Annotated in this window: 12 protein-coding genes and 1 pseudogene; 2 read left to right on the top strand and 11 right to left on the bottom strand. The window is 60.0% G+C overall.

Going from position 1 to position 17,277, the window contains the following annotated elements; translation table 11 throughout:
* Positions 1-61: 61 nt before the first annotated feature.
* From AC1RS8_RS06020 to AC1RS8_RS05990, 7 genes and pseudogenes are all read right to left on the bottom strand, one after another.
* Positions 62-1,737, bottom strand: a pseudogene (locus AC1RS8_RS06020) (polyurethane esterase).
* A gap of 23 nt (positions 1,738-1,760) precedes the next feature.
* A complete protein-coding gene (locus tag AC1RS8_RS06015) occupies positions 1,761-4,808 on the bottom strand; it encodes an autotransporter domain-containing protein (protein ID WP_489338527.1) in 3,048 nt (1,015 codons plus the stop codon).
* 154 nt (positions 4,809-4,962) lie between these two features.
* The gene (locus AC1RS8_RS06010; protein ID WP_090455261.1) at positions 4,963-6,330 is read right to left on the bottom strand and encodes a TolC family outer membrane protein; all 1,368 of its coding nucleotides are present in this window, start codon (positions 6,328-6,330) and stop codon (positions 4,963-4,965) included.
* 2 nt (positions 6,331-6,332) lie between these two features.
* A complete protein-coding gene (locus tag AC1RS8_RS06005; RefSeq protein WP_489340626.1) occupies positions 6,333-7,643 on the bottom strand; it encodes an HlyD family type I secretion periplasmic adaptor subunit in 1,311 nt (436 codons plus the stop codon).
* A gap of 35 nt (positions 7,644-7,678) precedes the next feature.
* The gene (locus AC1RS8_RS06000; RefSeq protein ID WP_489338528.1) at positions 7,679-9,454 is read right to left on the bottom strand and encodes a type I secretion system permease/ATPase; all 1,776 of its coding nucleotides are present in this window, start codon (positions 9,452-9,454) and stop codon (positions 7,679-7,681) included.
* A 161-nt stretch (positions 9,455-9,615) separates the two neighbouring features.
* Complete coding sequence (locus AC1RS8_RS05995) at positions 9,616-10,029, bottom strand: AprI/Inh family metalloprotease inhibitor (protein ID WP_057714795.1); 414 nt, start codon at positions 10,027-10,029, stop codon at positions 9,616-9,618.
* A gap of 81 nt (positions 10,030-10,110) precedes the next feature.
* Complete coding sequence (locus AC1RS8_RS05990; RefSeq protein ID WP_057714794.1) at positions 10,111-11,568, bottom strand: serralysin family metalloprotease; 1,458 nt, start codon at positions 11,566-11,568, stop codon at positions 10,111-10,113.
* Positions 11,569-12,141: 573 nt separating this feature from the next.
* Here AC1RS8_RS05990 and AC1RS8_RS05985 point away from each other — a divergent pair.
* On the top strand, positions 12,142-12,798 hold the full coding sequence (locus AC1RS8_RS05985; RefSeq protein ID WP_489338529.1) for a hypothetical protein: 657 nt from the start codon (positions 12,142-12,144) through the stop codon (positions 12,796-12,798).
* A 43-nt stretch (positions 12,799-12,841) separates the two neighbouring features.
* Here AC1RS8_RS05985 and AC1RS8_RS05980 read toward each other — a convergent pair whose 3' ends face one another.
* From AC1RS8_RS05980 to AC1RS8_RS05965, 4 genes are all read right to left on the bottom strand, one after another.
* Positions 12,842-13,927, bottom strand: a complete 1,086-nt coding sequence (locus tag AC1RS8_RS05980) for a polyamine ABC transporter substrate-binding protein (RefSeq protein WP_413422775.1) — start codon at positions 13,925-13,927, stop codon at positions 12,842-12,844.
* Positions 13,928-13,998: 71 nt separating this feature from the next.
* Positions 13,999-14,340 carry a cupin domain-containing protein gene (locus AC1RS8_RS05975; RefSeq protein ID WP_090455273.1) on the bottom strand — a complete coding sequence of 114 codons (342 nt, stop codon included), beginning with the start codon at positions 14,338-14,340 and terminating at the stop codon, positions 13,999-14,001.
* 29 nt (positions 14,341-14,369) lie between these two features.
* Complete coding sequence (locus tag AC1RS8_RS05970; protein ID WP_489338530.1) at positions 14,370-15,776, bottom strand: NAD(P)/FAD-dependent oxidoreductase; 1,407 nt, start codon at positions 15,774-15,776, stop codon at positions 14,370-14,372.
* Between the two features lie 50 nt (positions 15,777-15,826).
* The gene (locus AC1RS8_RS05965) at positions 15,827-16,642 is read right to left on the bottom strand and encodes a helix-turn-helix transcriptional regulator (RefSeq protein ID WP_489338531.1); all 816 of its coding nucleotides are present in this window, start codon (positions 16,640-16,642) and stop codon (positions 15,827-15,829) included.
* Positions 16,643-16,908: 266 nt separating this feature from the next.
* Between AC1RS8_RS05965 and AC1RS8_RS05960 the strand changes: the two genes are divergently transcribed.
* The gene (locus AC1RS8_RS05960) at positions 16,909-17,181 is read left to right on the top strand and encodes a DUF1652 domain-containing protein (protein ID WP_057716601.1); all 273 of its coding nucleotides are present in this window, start codon (positions 16,909-16,911) and stop codon (positions 17,179-17,181) included.
* Positions 17,182-17,277: the final 96 nt, after the last annotated feature.

The raw sequence follows: 17,277 nt of genomic DNA, 5'->3' as shown, positions 1-17,277 counted from the left end.
CACAGCCGGGACACCTCGATCGCGAGATGCCCGGAGCCTCCAGTGCTGTTACAAAAATCTGTCAGGCAAACACAAAACCGGAAGTCGACAGGTTATCCAGCCCCACCCCGACCAGGGTCACGGAAAAGTCGCCAACCTTCAGCACCGTGTCTTGACCGGCCTGGGAGACATGCTGTCGGTAGTCATAGCCCTGCCCCGCGTCTTCAACGCCCATGAACACCAGGGTGTCACTGCCTTGGTAGCCATTGATCGCATCAAATCCGAAAGCGCCGCTGAACAGGAAGGTATTGCTGCCGTCCCCGGTGGAATGCATCACGTCGTTGCCGTTGCCGCCGACGAAGGTCACGTGGCCCTTGTCGCTGCGCAATACGTCATCGCCGCCGTTGCCGAACAGCCAGTCGCCCTGGGCGTCGGCCAACAGCGTATTACCGAGGGCATCGCCGTTGAGCGAATGACTGTAGCGGGTCAGTTCGTTGCCGTTGAGCAGGCCGTTGCCGGTGACGGTCCAGGTGATGTCCCTGGTGCTCCACCATGATCCGGACTCCTGGCTCACCAGCGCGCCGATGTCCCGGGTCATGCTGATGCCGCCATAGGCGTCACGCACGAACAGCGTGCCATCGCCATCGTTGGCGAAGCTGAAGTTCTGCAGTGGCTTGAGCAGTTCGAACGTGTTGTTGCCCTTGCCGCCCAAAAGTATGTTGAAGCCGCCGTCGTCGCGGAAACGGTCGTTGCCGTCCCGGCCTTCGATGAAGTCATTGCCGGCGCCGCCCTTGAGCCAATCGGCGCTGTCGGTGCCGATGATAAACGTGCTGCCCGTGTGCGGCTCGCCACTGCGCCCGAGGTCCTCGACCCAGGTGGCGCCGCGAGACGACGCCGACAGGTTGGAGACGATCAGGGTCGAATCCTTCCCGGTCAGGTCATAGAAGGCAGAGTCGATCACCCGGTTCAGTCCGTCGGCGTAACCCGGCGATCCATGGGCCGACCAGTTCAGCGGGTTGAGAATGCTGAAGGGCACCAGGTTCTGCGCGGTGGAGGCGTACTGGTCATTGAAGTTGACGACGTTGTTGGTCGCTGAATCCTGATGACCATCGTGCTTGCCCAGTGAGCCACTGCTGAAGGTAGTGCCGTCGAGCACCCGAAACACCGGGTCGTTCTCATAACCGATGTTGAGCACATTGTTGCCGGTGGCGCTTTGGGTTGGCGAAGCGAAGGCGATGTAGTTGGCGTCCTTGAAGAAACCGCCCCAGTCATTGCCACTCAACTCCGCCAGGCTGTTGACCCCCAAACCGCCAAGGCTATGCCCGCTGACCACAACGTCCCTGGCACTCAGGCCGTGGGCGATGGCGAATGCAGCGACGTTCTTGAGCAGGCTGTCGAAAGCGTTTTTCGCGTAGTTGCTCGCATAATCCACCGGGCCGACTGCGGCCAACAGGTTGTTTTTCATGTCGCCGAAGGTGTCGCTGTACCCCAGGCCACCGGTGCCACGGAAGGCGATGCCCAGGCCGATCAGGTTCCCGGCCCCGTCGTATTTACCGAGGATTTCGGCTTCGGCGCTGGTGAAGCCGTCCTTCTCGCCATAGAAGGTACCTTGGGTGCCAACCTTGCCCTGATAGCCCAGGCGGTCGCCGGGAGTGGCTGGCCGGTAGGCGTATACGCGTACAGCGCCAGCGCGATCGCGTCGGAGTACAACGCCTTGCCGGCCTCACTGCCGGCATTTTTGTAATCAAACAGTCCCATTTTCTTGCTTCCTTTGCGTCAAATCAGAACTGCCAGTCCAGGGTCAGGCCCACACCATGGTCTTTTTCCCGGGAGCCGAGCAGTCCGTTGTAGTCCAGGTTCAAACGGGTATCGCGTCCCAGCGCCCAGCCGGCCCGGGCACCGACCACCGCGGCATTGCGGTCCATGGACACGCTTTGCACGCTGAACGCGGTGTTGCCATTGACGAAGGCCAGGTGGTCTTCGGAACGGGTGTTGCCCAGGTTGTGCTGCCAGCCGAGCGTGCCGGACAGTTCCAGTTGTTGCTGATCGGACAGCGCAATGGCTTTGCTCACCCGCAGGCCAAGGGTCGAGAGCACCGCGTCGCGGTTGTTTTCACCGCCCTTGAGTGCGGCGGCGTCACCTTTTTCGCTGAAGCTGTCGCTGTTCAGGTGCACGTAAGCCAGGTTGACGAACGGCTCCAGTGCCAGCGGTTGCAGGTCCAGGCGATACGCCGCTTCGGTGAACAGTTGCGCGGTGGTCGCATCGCGTTTGGATTTCTGCTTGCCGCTGACGTCACCGAATTGCAGGTCGCGTTTGACGTCGATGCGATGCCAGCTGTAAGCACCGCCGACGCTCAGGCGCAGCGCGTCGATTTCGTGGCCCAGGTAGGCGCCCAAGTGGTAGCTGTCGACCGATGCCGACGAGTGCGTGCCATCGCCCATGCTCAACGAGCTGTCGCTATAACCGGTAACGAAACCCAGTCGTGTGTCTTCAGTGATCAAGCCATCGACGCCGGCCAGCAGCCCGCCGATGGAGCTGTTGGAACTGGCGTTGTCATTCCCGCCATCGCTCTTGCCCCAGGCGCCGAGCACTTTGAGCCAGGCATTGCTGCGGTCATCGGTCGGTGCGCTGGCGTCGAACAGATCACGCTCGCGCAGACGTTCGCCGACCGCATCGCGCAGGTAGCGGCTGTCGTTGATCAGCAGCGTGCCGATCGCCGGATGAATCTCACCGGACAGTTGCTGGAACGCTTGTTGCGCGACAGCGGCGGTCGGCGACAACAGCAGGGTTTCGTAGAGCCGATTGCCGGTGCCCAGTTGCTCGGCGGCAGCGGCCACGGCCCGTTGATTCGGGGTCAGGCCTACACTGGTGAAAGATGTCGCATTGCGCTCCACCGCCAGTTGAATGCTGTCCGTCGTGTAACCGAGGGTGCCACCGATAAACAGGTAGTCCGGCAACACCGCCCCGAAACGCCCTTCGATCCCGCCAGCGGCTTGCAGGATGTTGTACTGATTGCCCAGCAGGGTTTTCGCCTCGCCGGTGGTCAGCAGCGTTGGACTGTTTTCCAGGGTCAGGCTGACCGTTGCGCCTTCGATGGTGGCTGTGCCGCCGGCAATGATCTGGTCGCTGCGGGTGGGCGACACCTCTACGGCGTAGGTCGAGCCGGGCTCGAAGGTCATGTCGCCCGTCACCTGCAAGGTGCCGATGGAGTTGCCGGGCGCCACGGTACCGCCGCTTTTCGCAGTCAGTGCCGCGATACTGCCGTTACCACCGAGGATGCCATTGTCATTGACGGTGACGGCCGATAGCAGCGAACCGTTGACGGCCAATCGGCCCTGATTGACCAGGGTCTGGCCGGTGTAGGTGTTGGCTCCGGTCAGCACCAGCGTGCCGATGCCCTGCTTGGTCAGGCCGCCGTGGCCGGATATGTCGTTGCGCCAGACGTCGAGCCCGCAGTGCACGTCGTTGCACACACGCTCGGTAGGTTTGCCGGCGTCGATGATCGCGCCGATACCCGGCAAGTCCGCGACAAACTGACTGGAGCCGTAGGCGCCGTCGATGCGGAACTCTTCGGGAATGTCCTGCTCGGTGACGAGCATCGCCGGGCCGTCGATGCCTTTGCGCAGGTTGATCATGCCCCAGCCATACAGCGAATCGACGCCGGGTGCGCCGAGGTCGGTGGCGGTGGTACGCAGCACGCTGGCGACTTGTGCGCCGGTCATGTACGGGAAGCGTTCCATCAACACCGCCACCGAGCCGGCAACGTGCGGTGCCGCCATGGAGGTGCCGTTGTAATTGGCGTAGCCGGTAGTCAGGTCAGCGGCATCGGTGCCGCTGATGATCGAACTGTAGATCCGGCTGCCTGGCGCCGACACGCAGAAACTCGCGGTGTAGCCGCAGCGCGACGAGAAGGTGCTGATGTTGTAGGGGGCGGGACTGTTGGTGTCCGGGTTCTTCTGCAAGGCCGCGACGGTCATCCAGTTCGGCGCGATCTCGGGGACGAAATAACCGAGGCCGGCGATGGCGTCCGGGTTGTTGAGGTTGTAGTCGTTACCGGCGGCGAAAATCGTCACGATGCCGCTGCGGGCCGCCGCGATGGCGCCGTCGTAGGCACCGCCGGGTTTGGTCCCCAGCAAGGTCCGGATCTCGTTGAACTGCAGTTGTGCATCCTGCACGGTGAAGTGCGGATACGCCGGGTCCCGACCGCCGAGGTCGAAGCGGTCGGTGATGCCGATGCCCCAGCTATTGTTGATGATCCGCGCGCCGCTGGCGATCAGGGCGTCCCAACCGGCCTTGTACACCGCGCCGTCGTTGCCGCGTACGATACCGTCTTCCGGGCCCGGGTCGCCGTTGTCGGCGCTGATGATCTGTGCACCAAAGGCGACGCCGTGCATCGGTCCGCCATCGCGGCTGCCGGCGGCGATCCCGCCAACGTGGGTGCCGTGGGCACCGAGTTTGCCGTTGGAGCCCACCGAGGGCGAACCGTCATAGAGAAAGGCGTCCCCGACCTTGACCGGAATGTACGGGTCGGTGTACTCGCGGATGCCGCTGGTCACCAGCGTGATGACCTTATTGGCTCCGGAAAACTCCGGGTGCAAGGCGTATACCGGTTGGTCGAAGATCCCCAGCTTCACGCCTTTGCCGGTGTAACCGGCCGCATAGGCATCCTGCGCGTTGATCGCCCCCAGGCCCCAGTCAGCGCTGAACTCTGTGCTGCGCCAGCTTTCGGGATCGCCTGTCCTGCCGTTTTCCACGTAGGGTGCCGCGTGTGCGGTGCCCAGTGTGGCCAACACGCAGAGCACGGCTAGATTGTTGTACTTGTTATTCATCGAGCTACCTTCCTTAGTTGTGTTGCCAAAATCCTTGTTGTTAGAAGCCTTGCCTCAATTCCTCTTGGTTAAAACGCGCCACTACAGAGGCTGCGGTGTTCAGTTCCTCAACAGACAGGCATTTTTTGAGTCCTCTCCATACTGTTTTTAATAGCTACTGCACCCTCGGTCCCTGGCCGAAGGCCTCATCCACCTTGGCCAGGTCCTGCTCGCTCAAGGTCCCGGCGTAGAAATGCAACCGGGTCCAGGCCATCAGATAGTCGTAGCGGGCCTGGGCCAGATCCCGGCGGGTGGTAAACAGTTGTTGCTCGGCATTGAGCGCATCGAGGTTGACCCGCTCACCGCCCAGAATGCTTTGCCTGGTCGAGACCACCAGCGCTTCGGCGGAGACCAGGGCCTTCTGATAGGCACGCAGCTTGCTCACCCCTGTCAGGCAGGCGCTGAACTGCCGTCGCAATTCGATCAGGGTTTCCCGGGTTTTGCCGTCCAGTTCGTACTCGGCCTGTTCCATCGCACGGCTTGCCTGGCGGGTCGATGCAGAAACACCACCGCCGGCGTACAGCGGCACATTGATTTCGATGCCGATGGTGTTGGTGTCGTAGCGCTGGTTGTAGGTATTGCCGCTTTCCGATTCATTCTGACGCACCGTGGCGTAGGCGCTGACCTTGGGCAGGTGCCCGGCCCGGTTGCGCTCGACCTCGTAGCGCGCCACTTCAAGCGCCTGGCGCTGGGAAGCCAGGTTGGGGTTGTTGGCCACGGCCATCTCATGCCAGGTGTCGTAATTGGCCGGCTGCAGGGTGAAGGTCTGGAAGTTTTGATCCAGTGGTGCAAGGTCGGCAATGTCGATCGCCGGCACACCGATCAGCGCGCCGAGTTCGCGCAGAGATGCATCCTGTTCATTACGTGCTTCGATTTCTTCGGCGGTGGCCAGCTCATAGCGCGATTCGGCTTCGAGAATGTCCGTGCGAGTACCTTCGCCCTGGCGAAACATCTGCTCGTTCTGCTGGAACTGCTGCTCGAAAGCTTTCTTCTTGGCCAGGGCGATATCGATCTGGTCCTGGGCGAACAACGCCTTGGTGTAGTTTTCCAGCACCCGCACCAGCAATTGCTGGCTCTTGCCACGAAAATTTTCGTCGGAAAACAGCGATTGCGCGACGCCCTTGCGATAAGCCGCGTAGGCCTCGTAGTCGAGCAACGGCTGTTGCAAGGTGAGGCTGGAACCGTAACTGCTGTAGTTGCGGTCATCGCTCTGGTTTTGCCCGCGCTCGTTGAGGTAGGTAGCCTTGGAGCTGTTCCTGCCCTTGTTGTAGTTGTAACCCAGTCTTGGCAACAACCCGGCGCGGCCGATGGCACGGTTCTCAAGGCCTGCATCGCGTTCCTTGATGGCGCCGAGGAATACCGGATCATTGTGCAGTGCCTGTTCATAGATCTCGAACGGTCCCATGGCCGCCACGGCCTGGTTGCCCGCGAACAACATCAACGCCGCCCCGAGCATCGAAAGCTTTTTCATACAGCCGAACATCCTTATTCCTCGGTCAACGCGGAGCCTGCCCGGTCGAGCAGCGGTTTGAACAAATAATTGAGGAGCGAACGCTCACCGGTACGCACGAACATTTCCGCCGGCATACCGGGCTTGATCACCAGGCCATTGAGTTTCTCCATGGCCTGGTCACTGACGCTGCTGCGCAGCACGTAGTACGGTGCGCCGGTTTTCTCATCGAGCAACTGGTCGGCGGAGACCAGGCTGACTTCACCTGGTACTCGCGGGGTGCGGCTCTGGTTGAAGGCGGTGAACAGGATATCCACCGGCAGGTGCGTACCGACCTTGTCGATAAGGTTGACCGGCAGGTGCCCTTCCACTTCCAGGCGCGTGTCCTGAGGCACGATCTCCAGCAGGTTGTCGCCCTGGCGCACCACCGCGCCTACCGTGTGTACACCCAGATTGACCGCAATGCCGTCAGCCGTGGCGATGATCTCGCTGTGCTGCAGATCGAACCCGGCGGAGGTCAACTGTTCCTCCAGCGTCACGCTTTTGAGCTGCGCTTCGGCCAGTTGGGTGCGTACTTCTTTCTGGTACTCCTCGATATGCTGTTGCAACTTCAAGCGGGACTCGACAATGCCCTGCTCCACCCGACCGCTTTCGCCGAGGTTTTCGGCCAACTGCTGTTGCACTTGCGACAGTTGCCGCTGGTACTCCATCAACCGATTGCGCGGGATGTAGCCGTTTTCCGCCAGTGGCGTCAGATTGTTTAGCTGTTGTTGCAGGGAATCGGCCTGAGCGCTCAAGTCGGTACGGGCACGGCGCATGCCGGCCAGTTGCGCGCCGGCGCCTTCGATGCTGGCGCGCAACGCGGCCTGCTCGCGGGCGAAGGCATCGCGACGACTGCTGAACAACTGGCGCTGGCCTTCGAGCACCAACGCCAGACGCGGGTCGGGATCATTGCTTAGCTCGGCGGGGAAATTCACCTGCTTGAGGTTGTCCCGCTCGCTTTGCCAACGGGCAAGGCTGGCCCAGGCCATGCGGTACTGCGCTTGCAACGATTGCACGTCCGCGGCGACCTGGGTCTGGTCGAGCCGGAACAACGGCTGGCCCTGTTTCACCCGCTGGCCTTCGCTCACCAGAATCTGGCTGACCACGCCGTTGCTCATCGACTGCACGGCCTTGCGCTTGCCCGAAACCACCACTGTGCCCTGTACTGGTATGCCTTGATCGAGGGGGGCCAGGCTGGCCCAGGTGAAGAAACTGCCAGCGCCGACAATCGCCAGTATCCAACCCAGGCGAGCGAAGTAACGCGCATCGCGTTCAGGCTGTCCAGCCAGGTAGTCGTGCTCCATCGTCGCTTCGTTTTGAGGGTTTACCTGCCTGCGGCTCATACGCCCGAACTCCTTGTCGCGGGCTGAGACTTCCAGCTCATGCTGAGCCCGCCCGGCGCTTGCGCGGTTTTTTCATGTTGTGCTTGCTGAGCCCCCGAGAGTGCCTTGAGCACGTCCTGGCTCGGACCGAACGCCTGCAAGCGGCCTTCGTTGAGCACCAGCAACTTGTCCGCCTGGGCCAGCGCGGAAGAACGATGGGTCACCAGAATCACACTGGTGCCCTGGGCCTTCATTTGCGCAATCGCGCTGGCCAACGCCGCTTCACCCACGGTGTCGAGGTTGGAGTTCGGCTCATCCAGCACCACCAGGCGCGGCTGGCCGTACAGCGCACGGGCCAGGGCCACCCGTTGTTTCTGCCCGCCGGAAAGGCCACTACCGTCTTCGCCGAGCACGGTGTCGTACCCTTGCGGCAGGCGCAGGATCAGTTCATGCACCCCGGCCTGCTGTGCGGCGGCCACGACGCTCTGTGGATCGGCCTCGCGGAAACGCGCGATGTTTTGCGCGATGCTGCCGCTGAACAACTCGATGTCCTGCGGCAGGTAACCGATGTAAGGCCCGAGGTCGTCGCGGTTCCAGCGATGGATGTCCGCACCGTCGAGCCGCACCGTACCACCGAGCGTCGGCCAGACACCCACCAGTACCCGTGCCAGTGTCGATTTACCGGAACCGGAAGCACCGAGCACGCCCATAACCTCACCCGCTGCGAGGCTGAAACTGACCAGGTGCAGGGTCGCCGCCCGTTGCCCCGGAGGCGCCGCGCTAACCTGCTCAAAGGTGATCTGGCCCTTCGGCGCCGGCAGCGCCATGGCCTCGTCGCCCGACGGGAAGGCTTGCAGCAAGGCGTCGAGACGGCGGTAAGCCAGCTTGGCGCCGCTCCATTGTTTCCATACGGCGATCAACTGATCGATAGGACTCAGCACACGGCCCATCAGGATCGAACCGGCGATCATCATTCCGGCGGTCATGTCACCCTTGATCACCAGCAATGCGCCAAGGCCCAGCACCAACGATTGCAGGCACAGGCGCAGGGTTTTGCTCAAGGAACTGATGACGGCGCCCGTGTCGCTGGCCTGGTTTTGCAGGCCGAGGAACCGTGAATGCACCTGAAACCAGCGATTGCGCAACGCCCCCAGCATACCCATGGCCTGAATGGTTTCGGCGTTATGCAAATGGCTGGTGGCCAATTGGCTGGATTGCTGGGAACACGCGGCGGCTTCGCCCAACGGTTTTTTGGTCATGGACTCATTCAGCCAGGCCAGCGCAATCAGCAGCAGAGCCCCCGCCGTGGCAAAAACGCCGAGCCAGATGTTGAACAAATAAATCACCAACAGGTACACCGGGAACCACGGCGCATCGAAAAACGCGAACAACGCCGGGCCGGTGACGAACTGGCGAATATGTGTCAGATCCCCCAGCGCCTGTCCCGCATTGCCTTCGCCTTTGAACAGGTTGCGCTCGAACGCCGCCCGATAGACCCGCAGATTGAACCGTCGCTCCAACTGACTGCCAATACGGATGACGATGAAACTGCGGACAGCTTCCAGCAAACCGATAAAGGCAAAGAACCCGACAATCATCAGCGACAACATGACCAGTGTTGTTTCATTCTGCGAAGACAGTACCCGGTCATAGACTTGCAGCATGTAGATAGAGGGCGCCAACATCAGAATGTTGATCAGGGCGGTAAAACAACCGACGCTGATCAAGATGCTCTTATAGTCCCCCAGTGCCTTTATTAATGGTGCGGTGGCTGGGGCCTTCGCCATCTTCATTGGTTATTCCTGAGCTGATATTTATCGCCACGCGCGGGCGAGGTTCCAGTTAACTGTCCGCACACGGTCGAGACATTGTTTGCCCGTTATCGTTTACAAATAACGAACAATGTTTTGTGATCGATAAAGTGCCGGGGGATTGCGCTTGACTGCTTTTGCGGCTAACGCGTCGGCCGCTTGAGGGTAATGATCCGACCCGACTGCAAAGTACCTTGATAAAGCCCTTCGAACTGACGGTTGAAAAACAGGATTTTTGAGCCTTCCTTGCCGGTGATTGCAATGCCGTCCGGTTCGGGAAACCAGCCGATCACCTGCTCCCCAAGCCAGGCGGTGAAACAGTCCGCGCCAGCACCCAGGGTTTGATTTGGCTGAAAGTCGATCAAGCATTCATTCGAAGCAACGAGCGGTGATTTGTCCGTGTCTTGCGCGGCTCTTAGCGTAGCCAGCCAATTGCCAGCCAACTCTGACGGATCCGCCAGTTTCAGACTGCTTGCCATGGTTTCCTCTCCAAAAAACATCATCAACGCTGCCAGTAGCCACGCGCTTGTCTTGCGGGAAAAGACGCTGTGCGTCATAGGTTCTTGTACTCCGGGCCGCAACCCTGCTTACGGTAAGAGAGCAGCGCATCGGGCGCCGCCCTCCTTGTTCACCTCACATCAAGCCACGATGTCCGAGTACGCCGCCTGGCCCACGGTACTGACCAGGAAATCAGCCGCGCCATGCCCCGAGAAGTCGATCGACAACAAACTGTTGCCGCCCGAGGTGCTGAGCACCGCATCGCCCACCGCCCCGGTGAAGGCGCTGACAAAGTGCAGGCCCGCGCCGTTGGTGATGCCGGTCAGGTCGATCTTGTCCAGACCGCTGACAAAGTCGAGGATCTGGTCGACCGTACCTGGCCTGGAGTCACTGCTGGCCGCAAACACGAAGGTGTCCGAACCTGCGCCGCCCCACAGTTTGTCCGCGCCGCCAGCGCCGTAAAGGATGTCGTTGCCGGCACCGCCTTTGAGCTCGTTGGACACGTTGTTACCGATCAGCAAGTCGTTGCCCGAACCGCCAATGGCGTTCTCGACGGTGACACCCTTGGCGATGGAGACGTTACCCACCAAGCCGCCGACGTCCGAGAACGACGTTTCATTGAGGTTGATCTTCTGGTTCTGGGTAAACCCGGAAAAGTCCAGGGTGTCCTTGCCGCCTGCATCCCAGACCGAAAACACCACCTTGTCCGCCGAAGAAGACGCGCCAAGGAAGTCGCGACCGGCGTTGGAGTTGAAACCGTAGGTAGTGTCGCCGGTGCGAGTGGTGGTGTTGGCACCGTAGAGCTGCTGAATGGCAGCGATATCGTCAATCAGCGGGCCGGACGCGTAGGCTTCGACGCCGCCCTTGCTGAAGTTCTGACTGGTATTGCTTTCACTCCAGTAGCTCATGACGCTGTAGCCGCGGGTGTCTTGCCCATAGGACGCGTCATTGTAGGTCGGTGCACCCTCGCCGGCGTTGTAGTCGCCGGGGTGGGCCAGGCCCAGGGAGTGGCCGATTTCGTGGGTCAGGGTTTGCCGGCCATAGTTGTTCAGGTCCGGGGTCTTGTTGGGCGTGTAACTGCTGTTGATCAGGTACCAGGAAGTCCCGTCGTAACCGGCCCCGGTACCAGGCAGGTAGGCAAACGCAGCCGCACCGTCCTGACCGCCGCTGTAGTTGCCGAAGGTCATGTGGCCATCGCCGCCGCTGGCCTTGTCAGTGAAGGTAACATTGGCCACGTCGGCCCAGGATTGCATGGCGAGCACGGCCTGGGCTTTCTGCTGCGCGCTGAACTGACTGAATCCGGTAATCCCGTGCTTGTACATCGTGCTGGACGATGCCGAAGTCAGGAAGGTATAGGTCAGCTCTATTTTGCCGCTACCATCCTTGTCCTGGTAAGCAGCGCCGTCGCGCAGCAATTGGTTGGCTGCCTGATCGACGGAGAACGACGGTTTGCCATTGACCGTGAGGTTGCCGCCCCGATCATACTGATGGCTGAAACTATTGATCTGATTGAATGCAGAACTGCTTGCCGCCAATGCTGACAGTGGCAGCAGCACCTGTTCGGCGGAATCAATAGCGTGATCTTTTACTTTCGACATAAACACACTTCCTTGTTTAGCTATGGAACAGTTTTTGTCAGATAAAGACGATCCCTGGCGAGATCGTCCTATCACTCGCCCAATGAAGGCGTAGGAAAACTGACACAATTAGAAATCAAACGTCCACTACTTTTTTGACGTCAAATTTGCGCATTCAGGAATGTGCCCGTAAACAGTGGGCGTACTGAGAAAGTATTGAGTTAAAAAAATATTAGACGGGAGTTATTGTCGGACAATCGACAATTTAATTATTAAATATAGGTAAATTTCCGGGCACTCGAATCGTCGGACTATTTATGTTTAATCTGTTAAACATTTCAATGAAGTGATCACCTCTGAATACCGGGTTATCGTTCTTCGCGAGCAGGCAACGAATGACCATCAGGCAATAACCATTTCAGCTCCGCAAAGGCTGCACAACCGGCGTTGTCGCCCCACTGGAACCCTCCCCGGTGTGGCAGGTTTTGCACACTGCCTTAAACTGCGATACAGCCCATGAACGAATGACGGTGCAAGGGTTCGATGGATTGCCTTACACCACGGGCCTCACGAAATGATCCGGGTGAAGCCGACATGAAAATGGTCACGCCTCTTTTGGCCGCTCTCATCGCCGCCAGCGCGTGTGCGGTAATGAGCATTTGTGCGAATGCCGGGACGACTACGGTCCTGGCAACCAGCTTCGACTGCGCCAGGGCCAGCGCATCCGTCGAGAAGCTGATCTGTCGCGACCCACAGCTGAAGCGGATGGAGATTGAACTGACACGCCTTTATCGCCTGGCGCTCACGGACGATCATTCGGTACCGCGCCCCGACAAGGTCGAGATCGAACAGCGCTTCTGGGTCGACGCGCGAAATCAATGTGCCACCAAGGCAGAGCCCAAGGCCTGCACGATCCGCAGTTATGCCGAACGCGCACACCAGCTTCGCCAGGGTTCGGCCATTGCGAGGACCAAGGATCCAAGCAGGCTCACCGATGGCCCCGTAGCCTTTCGTTGCGCAGGATTGAACGCGTTGATTGCCGCTACTTTCTTCAATGTCGAGCCGCGTGTGGTGTACCTGAAATGGGCGAATACCTCTGCCACCCTTATCCAGGTACCGAACGATTATGCAAGCCAATACAACGGCAAGGATTTGCGGGGTAGCTACGGCTTTTGGCAAACCGGTAACGAGGCCCTGTTACAGATCCCGGGCTCGGGGCAAATGCGTTGTTCGCTCGAGCCAGTTGGCTGATGGCGCATCGGGACATCCTTTCCCGGTGGCCTGATGCAGCTTGTCAGCTGCCGGTGCGGATCTTGTTCCAGACCCGGGTACGCACCCGGTCGATGTTCAGTGGCATGGCTTCCAGCGCAAACAGCTTGCCCATCATTTCAGGACTTGGGTAAACCTTGGTGTCGTTCTTGATCGCAGGGTCGATCAGGCTGTCGGCTTTTTCGTTGCCATTGGCGTAATGCACGTAGTTGCTGACGCTGGCCATGACGTCCGGGCGCAGCAGGTAGTCCATAAAGGCGTAGCCGGCCTTGTCGTCCGGAGCGTCGGCCGGCATCGCGACCATATCGAACCAGATCGCTGCGCCTTCCTTGGGAATCGAGTAGCCGATGTCGATGCCATTGTTGGCTTCCCTGGCGCGGTTTTCCGCTTGCAGGATGTCGCCGGAGAAACCGACCGCGACGCAGATGTCGCCATTGGCCAGATCACTGGTGTACTTGGACGAGTGGAAATAGCTGACATACGGCCGCACCTTCATCAGCAGGGCTTCGGCCTTTTTGTAGTCTTCCGGGTTCTTGCTGTGATGCGGCAAACCGAGGTAGTTCAACGCGGCCGGCAGCAGTTCGGGGCCGTTGTCGAGGATGGCCACGCCGCACTTCTGCAACTTCTGCATGTTCTCGGGCTTGAAGATCAGGTCCCAGGAATCCACCGGGGCGTTGTCGCCCAGCACCGCCTTGACCTTGGCAATGTTGTAGCCGATGCCGGTGCTGCCCCACAGGTAAGGGAAGCCGTGCTCGTTGCCCGGATCGTTAGTCTGCAATGCCTTGAGCAATACCGGGTTGAGGTTTTTCCAGTTCGGCAACTGACTCTTGTCGAGCTTCTTCAGTGCGCCGCCTTCAATCTGCCGGGCCATGAAGTGGTTGGACGGAAACACCACGTCGTAACCGGATTTTCCGGTCATCAGCTTGCCATCGAGGGTTTCGTTGCTGTCGTAGACGTCGTAGGTGAAGCCGATGCCGGTTTCTTTCTGGAAGTTTTTCGTGGTGTCTGGCGCGATGTAATCCGACCAGTTATAGATTTTGACGGTTTCGGCGGCCTGGCTGATGGATGCAACCAGCATCAGCGGAGCCAGAGTCAGGGTCTTTCGGATCATGAGCCGATTCCTGTAGAGGTTGTTGTTATTGGCAGGCAATCAAAAGATCAGCTTTCAAATTTCAAAAGCATTCAAAAAATCAAAACGTAGGTCTTGCGCACGGTTTCCTGGATGTCCCAGATACCGAGGCTATTGGCTGGCAGCATCAGCGCGTCGCCGGCCTCGATGTGCAGCGGTTCGCCGCCGTCGGGCGTGAAGGTGCAGCGGCCCTGAATGAAGTGACAGAATTCCTGGGCGACGATCTGCCGCCGCCAGCGCCCGGGGGTACATTCCCAGACACCGGTCTCGACGCCGTCGTCGCGTTCGACGCTGGTGGTCGAAGCCACGGCCACGGGAGTTCCCAGGGGTACGACGACCGGATTGGACTCGTCCAGTTTCAGGGTTGCGGTGTTCTTGAATTGCGTGATGCTCATGGGGATACCTGTCGATGTAGAGACGCTGTTTAGTGCATGAAACCTTCCATGAAACCGGCCACCCCGCTGGCCAGCCTGCGCCGCCAGGGCGCTGTGGCCGGGTTGGCCAGGGTCTGGTCCTCGTGGACAAAGCTGCGGATGATCGCGTTGTAGCCGAGCCAGCGGATCGGCTCCGGCTCCCAGGCCCGCAGTGCGTCGAGGCCGCGCTGGGGGATGACCCACGGTTGGCGTACCAGATCGGTGTCGCGCCCCAGGATCAGGTCGGCCAGCGTGCGGCCTCCCAGGTTGCTGGCGCCAACGCCCTCCCCGCCATAACCGCCCGACAGGGCAATGCCGTTGGCCCGGTCGCAAAGCATGTGTGGCTGGAAATGCCGGGACATGCCCAGGTTGCCGCCCCAGGAATGGGTGATCTGCACGTTCTTCAACTGCGGGAACAGTTCGCCGAACAGATAACGCCGCAGGTGTATTTCGTCAGCGCTCAGGTCGAAGTCGTGGCGCAGCTTGCCAGCGAACTGGTACCCGCCACGGGCGCCAAAGATCAATCGGTTGTCAGCGGTGCGTTGACCGTAGGTGACCTGGCGACTGGCCTCGCTGAATGCCTGGCCGTGACTCAGGCCGATTTCGTCCCAGATGGCCGCCGACAAGGGCTCGGTCGCGACGATCAGGCTCTGCACCGGCAACTGATAACGCCCCAATGGCGGCAGCGTCACGGAGTAGCCTTCTACCGCCGGCACCACCCAGCGACTGCGCACCGAAGCTTTGGCCGTGCGCAGACTGCCGGACTGCCAATGGGTGACCGGGCTGTTTTCGTAGATTCTGACGCCCAGGCGCTCCACCGCCCGGGCCAGCCCCCGTACCAGCCTGGCCGGGTGAATGGTCGCCACGTGCGGCGCGTAGATACCGCCGTAGGGTTTGGCGACGCGGATCTGTTGCGCCAGTTGTTCCGGGGTAAGCCAGCGATAGTGGCTGTCGTTTAGGCCCTGGCGGTGGAGATCGTCCAGATAGTGACGCAGGCTGGCCTCCTGCTCCGGATAGCGTGCGGCGCAATACAGCACCCCGCCTTTACGATAATCGCAGTCGATTCCCTCGCGTTCGAGGACAATCTCCACTTCATCCGGAATGCTGTGCAGCAAATCGTAGGAGGCGCGGCGCGCTTCGGCCGACAGTTTGGCCAGCAGGCGGTCTTCTCCCAGCAAATTGCCCATCAGCCAGCCACCATTGCGCCCCGACGCGCCGAAACCGGCGGTTTGCGCTTCGACGATGGCGATGTTCAGGTCAGGTTTGTGCTGCTTGAGGTAGTACGCGGTCCAGAGTCCGGTATAACCCGCGCCGATGATCGCCACGTCGACATCCAGGTCCCGCTCCAGCGCCGGACGCGCCATTAGCGGTTCTTCGAGCTGGTCCATCCACAAACTGATAGTGCGCCACGCCGGCATGCAAGACTCCGCCACTCAAACTTCGATGGCGTCGATCCTAGTGCGTGGGCTCAGGCGCTGTCTTGCGCGCGTGCACGCAAAGAAATTTGTTTGACGTAGGCCTTGGGGGACTGGCCGGTGTGCTGGCGGAAACAGCTGTAGAACGCCGACAGCGAATTGAATCCGGCAGCGAAGGCCAGTTCGTCGATGCGCACTGGCGGCAGGGCGGCATCCAGCGCCGCAAGCAAATGTTGCAGGCGCGCCTGGTTGACGTAGCGGTAGAAGCTCTGGCCCAGCACCTGATTCAACAGGTAGGAAATCTGGTTGCGGCTGTAGCCACACTCCTTCGCCACTCGTTGCAGATCGAGCTCCGGGTCCAGATAAGGCTGTTGGCGCTGGAAATACTGCTGCAGGTCATCGGCCATGAAGCTCAGTTGGCGAGGCGACAGGCCGAGCCGGCTGACCGCCGGGCGCTGGTTGCCGGACGTTTTGCTGCCGGGTTGTTCGTGCACCAATGAAGCATATTCATTGACCCGCCAGATCAGCCCGTCCTTGACGGTGATCGCTTCGCTGGCGCGGAACGACACCAACCCTTCACCACCGCGCAAGGTGATGCGGTACTGAATGAACGCAGTGTTGCCGTCCAGTCGAATGCGGTCGGAGTGCTCCAGCGCTTCATCCGGATCCCGGGGCATGCTACTGCGCACATATTCGCGCAATTCGGCCAGGCCCATGACCCGGTTCTGGAAAAAGTCGTTGTACTGGACTTCAGGGTGATAAAGCGCCATGACGCCATCCAGATCCCGGTGCTTCCAGCGCAAGTGATAGCGCATGACCGTCTCGCCCGTGGCCTGGGTTTGCAGCGGGCCATCTTCATCGGCGTGCATTGAACATCTCGACGGGAAAAGACCGAGCTTGCCCAACTTCCGTTTTGTCTTCAACGACTAAACCGATGATGGCTTGTGCCCGCAAATGGCCGATAAGCGTGACCTGAATCAAAAAAAGCGTTGGCAATCGCCAAACGACCTGAAAACTCCACATTGTTTTCACATCCGGATGCTACTTTTAAAAACTGTCACTGGTTGAACCAATGAAGGTTCTTCCCTCCTACCATGAGCTAACGGACGCGCTCGATAATGAAGGCGGGCAACACATGAATAAAGGGTTCAGTAAGGTTACGTTTCCAAACGCCTGCCAGCTGATGCGCTGGCATTTTCATCCCATGGGTTTCGAGGCGAGCATGGACGCCCCGGGCAGCATGATTGCCCGTCTTTTTGATCGTGCCACTGGCGAGACCATGATCGCCATTGCCGGTATTCCGTGCGCCACCGTCATGAATGCCGCGGATGTAGAACGAATAATCGAAGCGGTGGAGGACGAGCTTGAAGCCTTCATCCCACCGGAGGCCTTCAAGAGTTATGCCTGAAGGCTCAGTTGTTAAAAGGCCCACTTTATGTGGGCTTTTTGTTGAACGCTTCCCTGTACCTGTAGGAGCGAGCTTGCTCGCGATGGTCGTTAACGA

This window comes from Pseudomonas sp. GW821-FHT12A04, from assembly GCF_058807755.1.
This window is presented reverse-complemented; position numbering and strand designations above follow the sequence as displayed.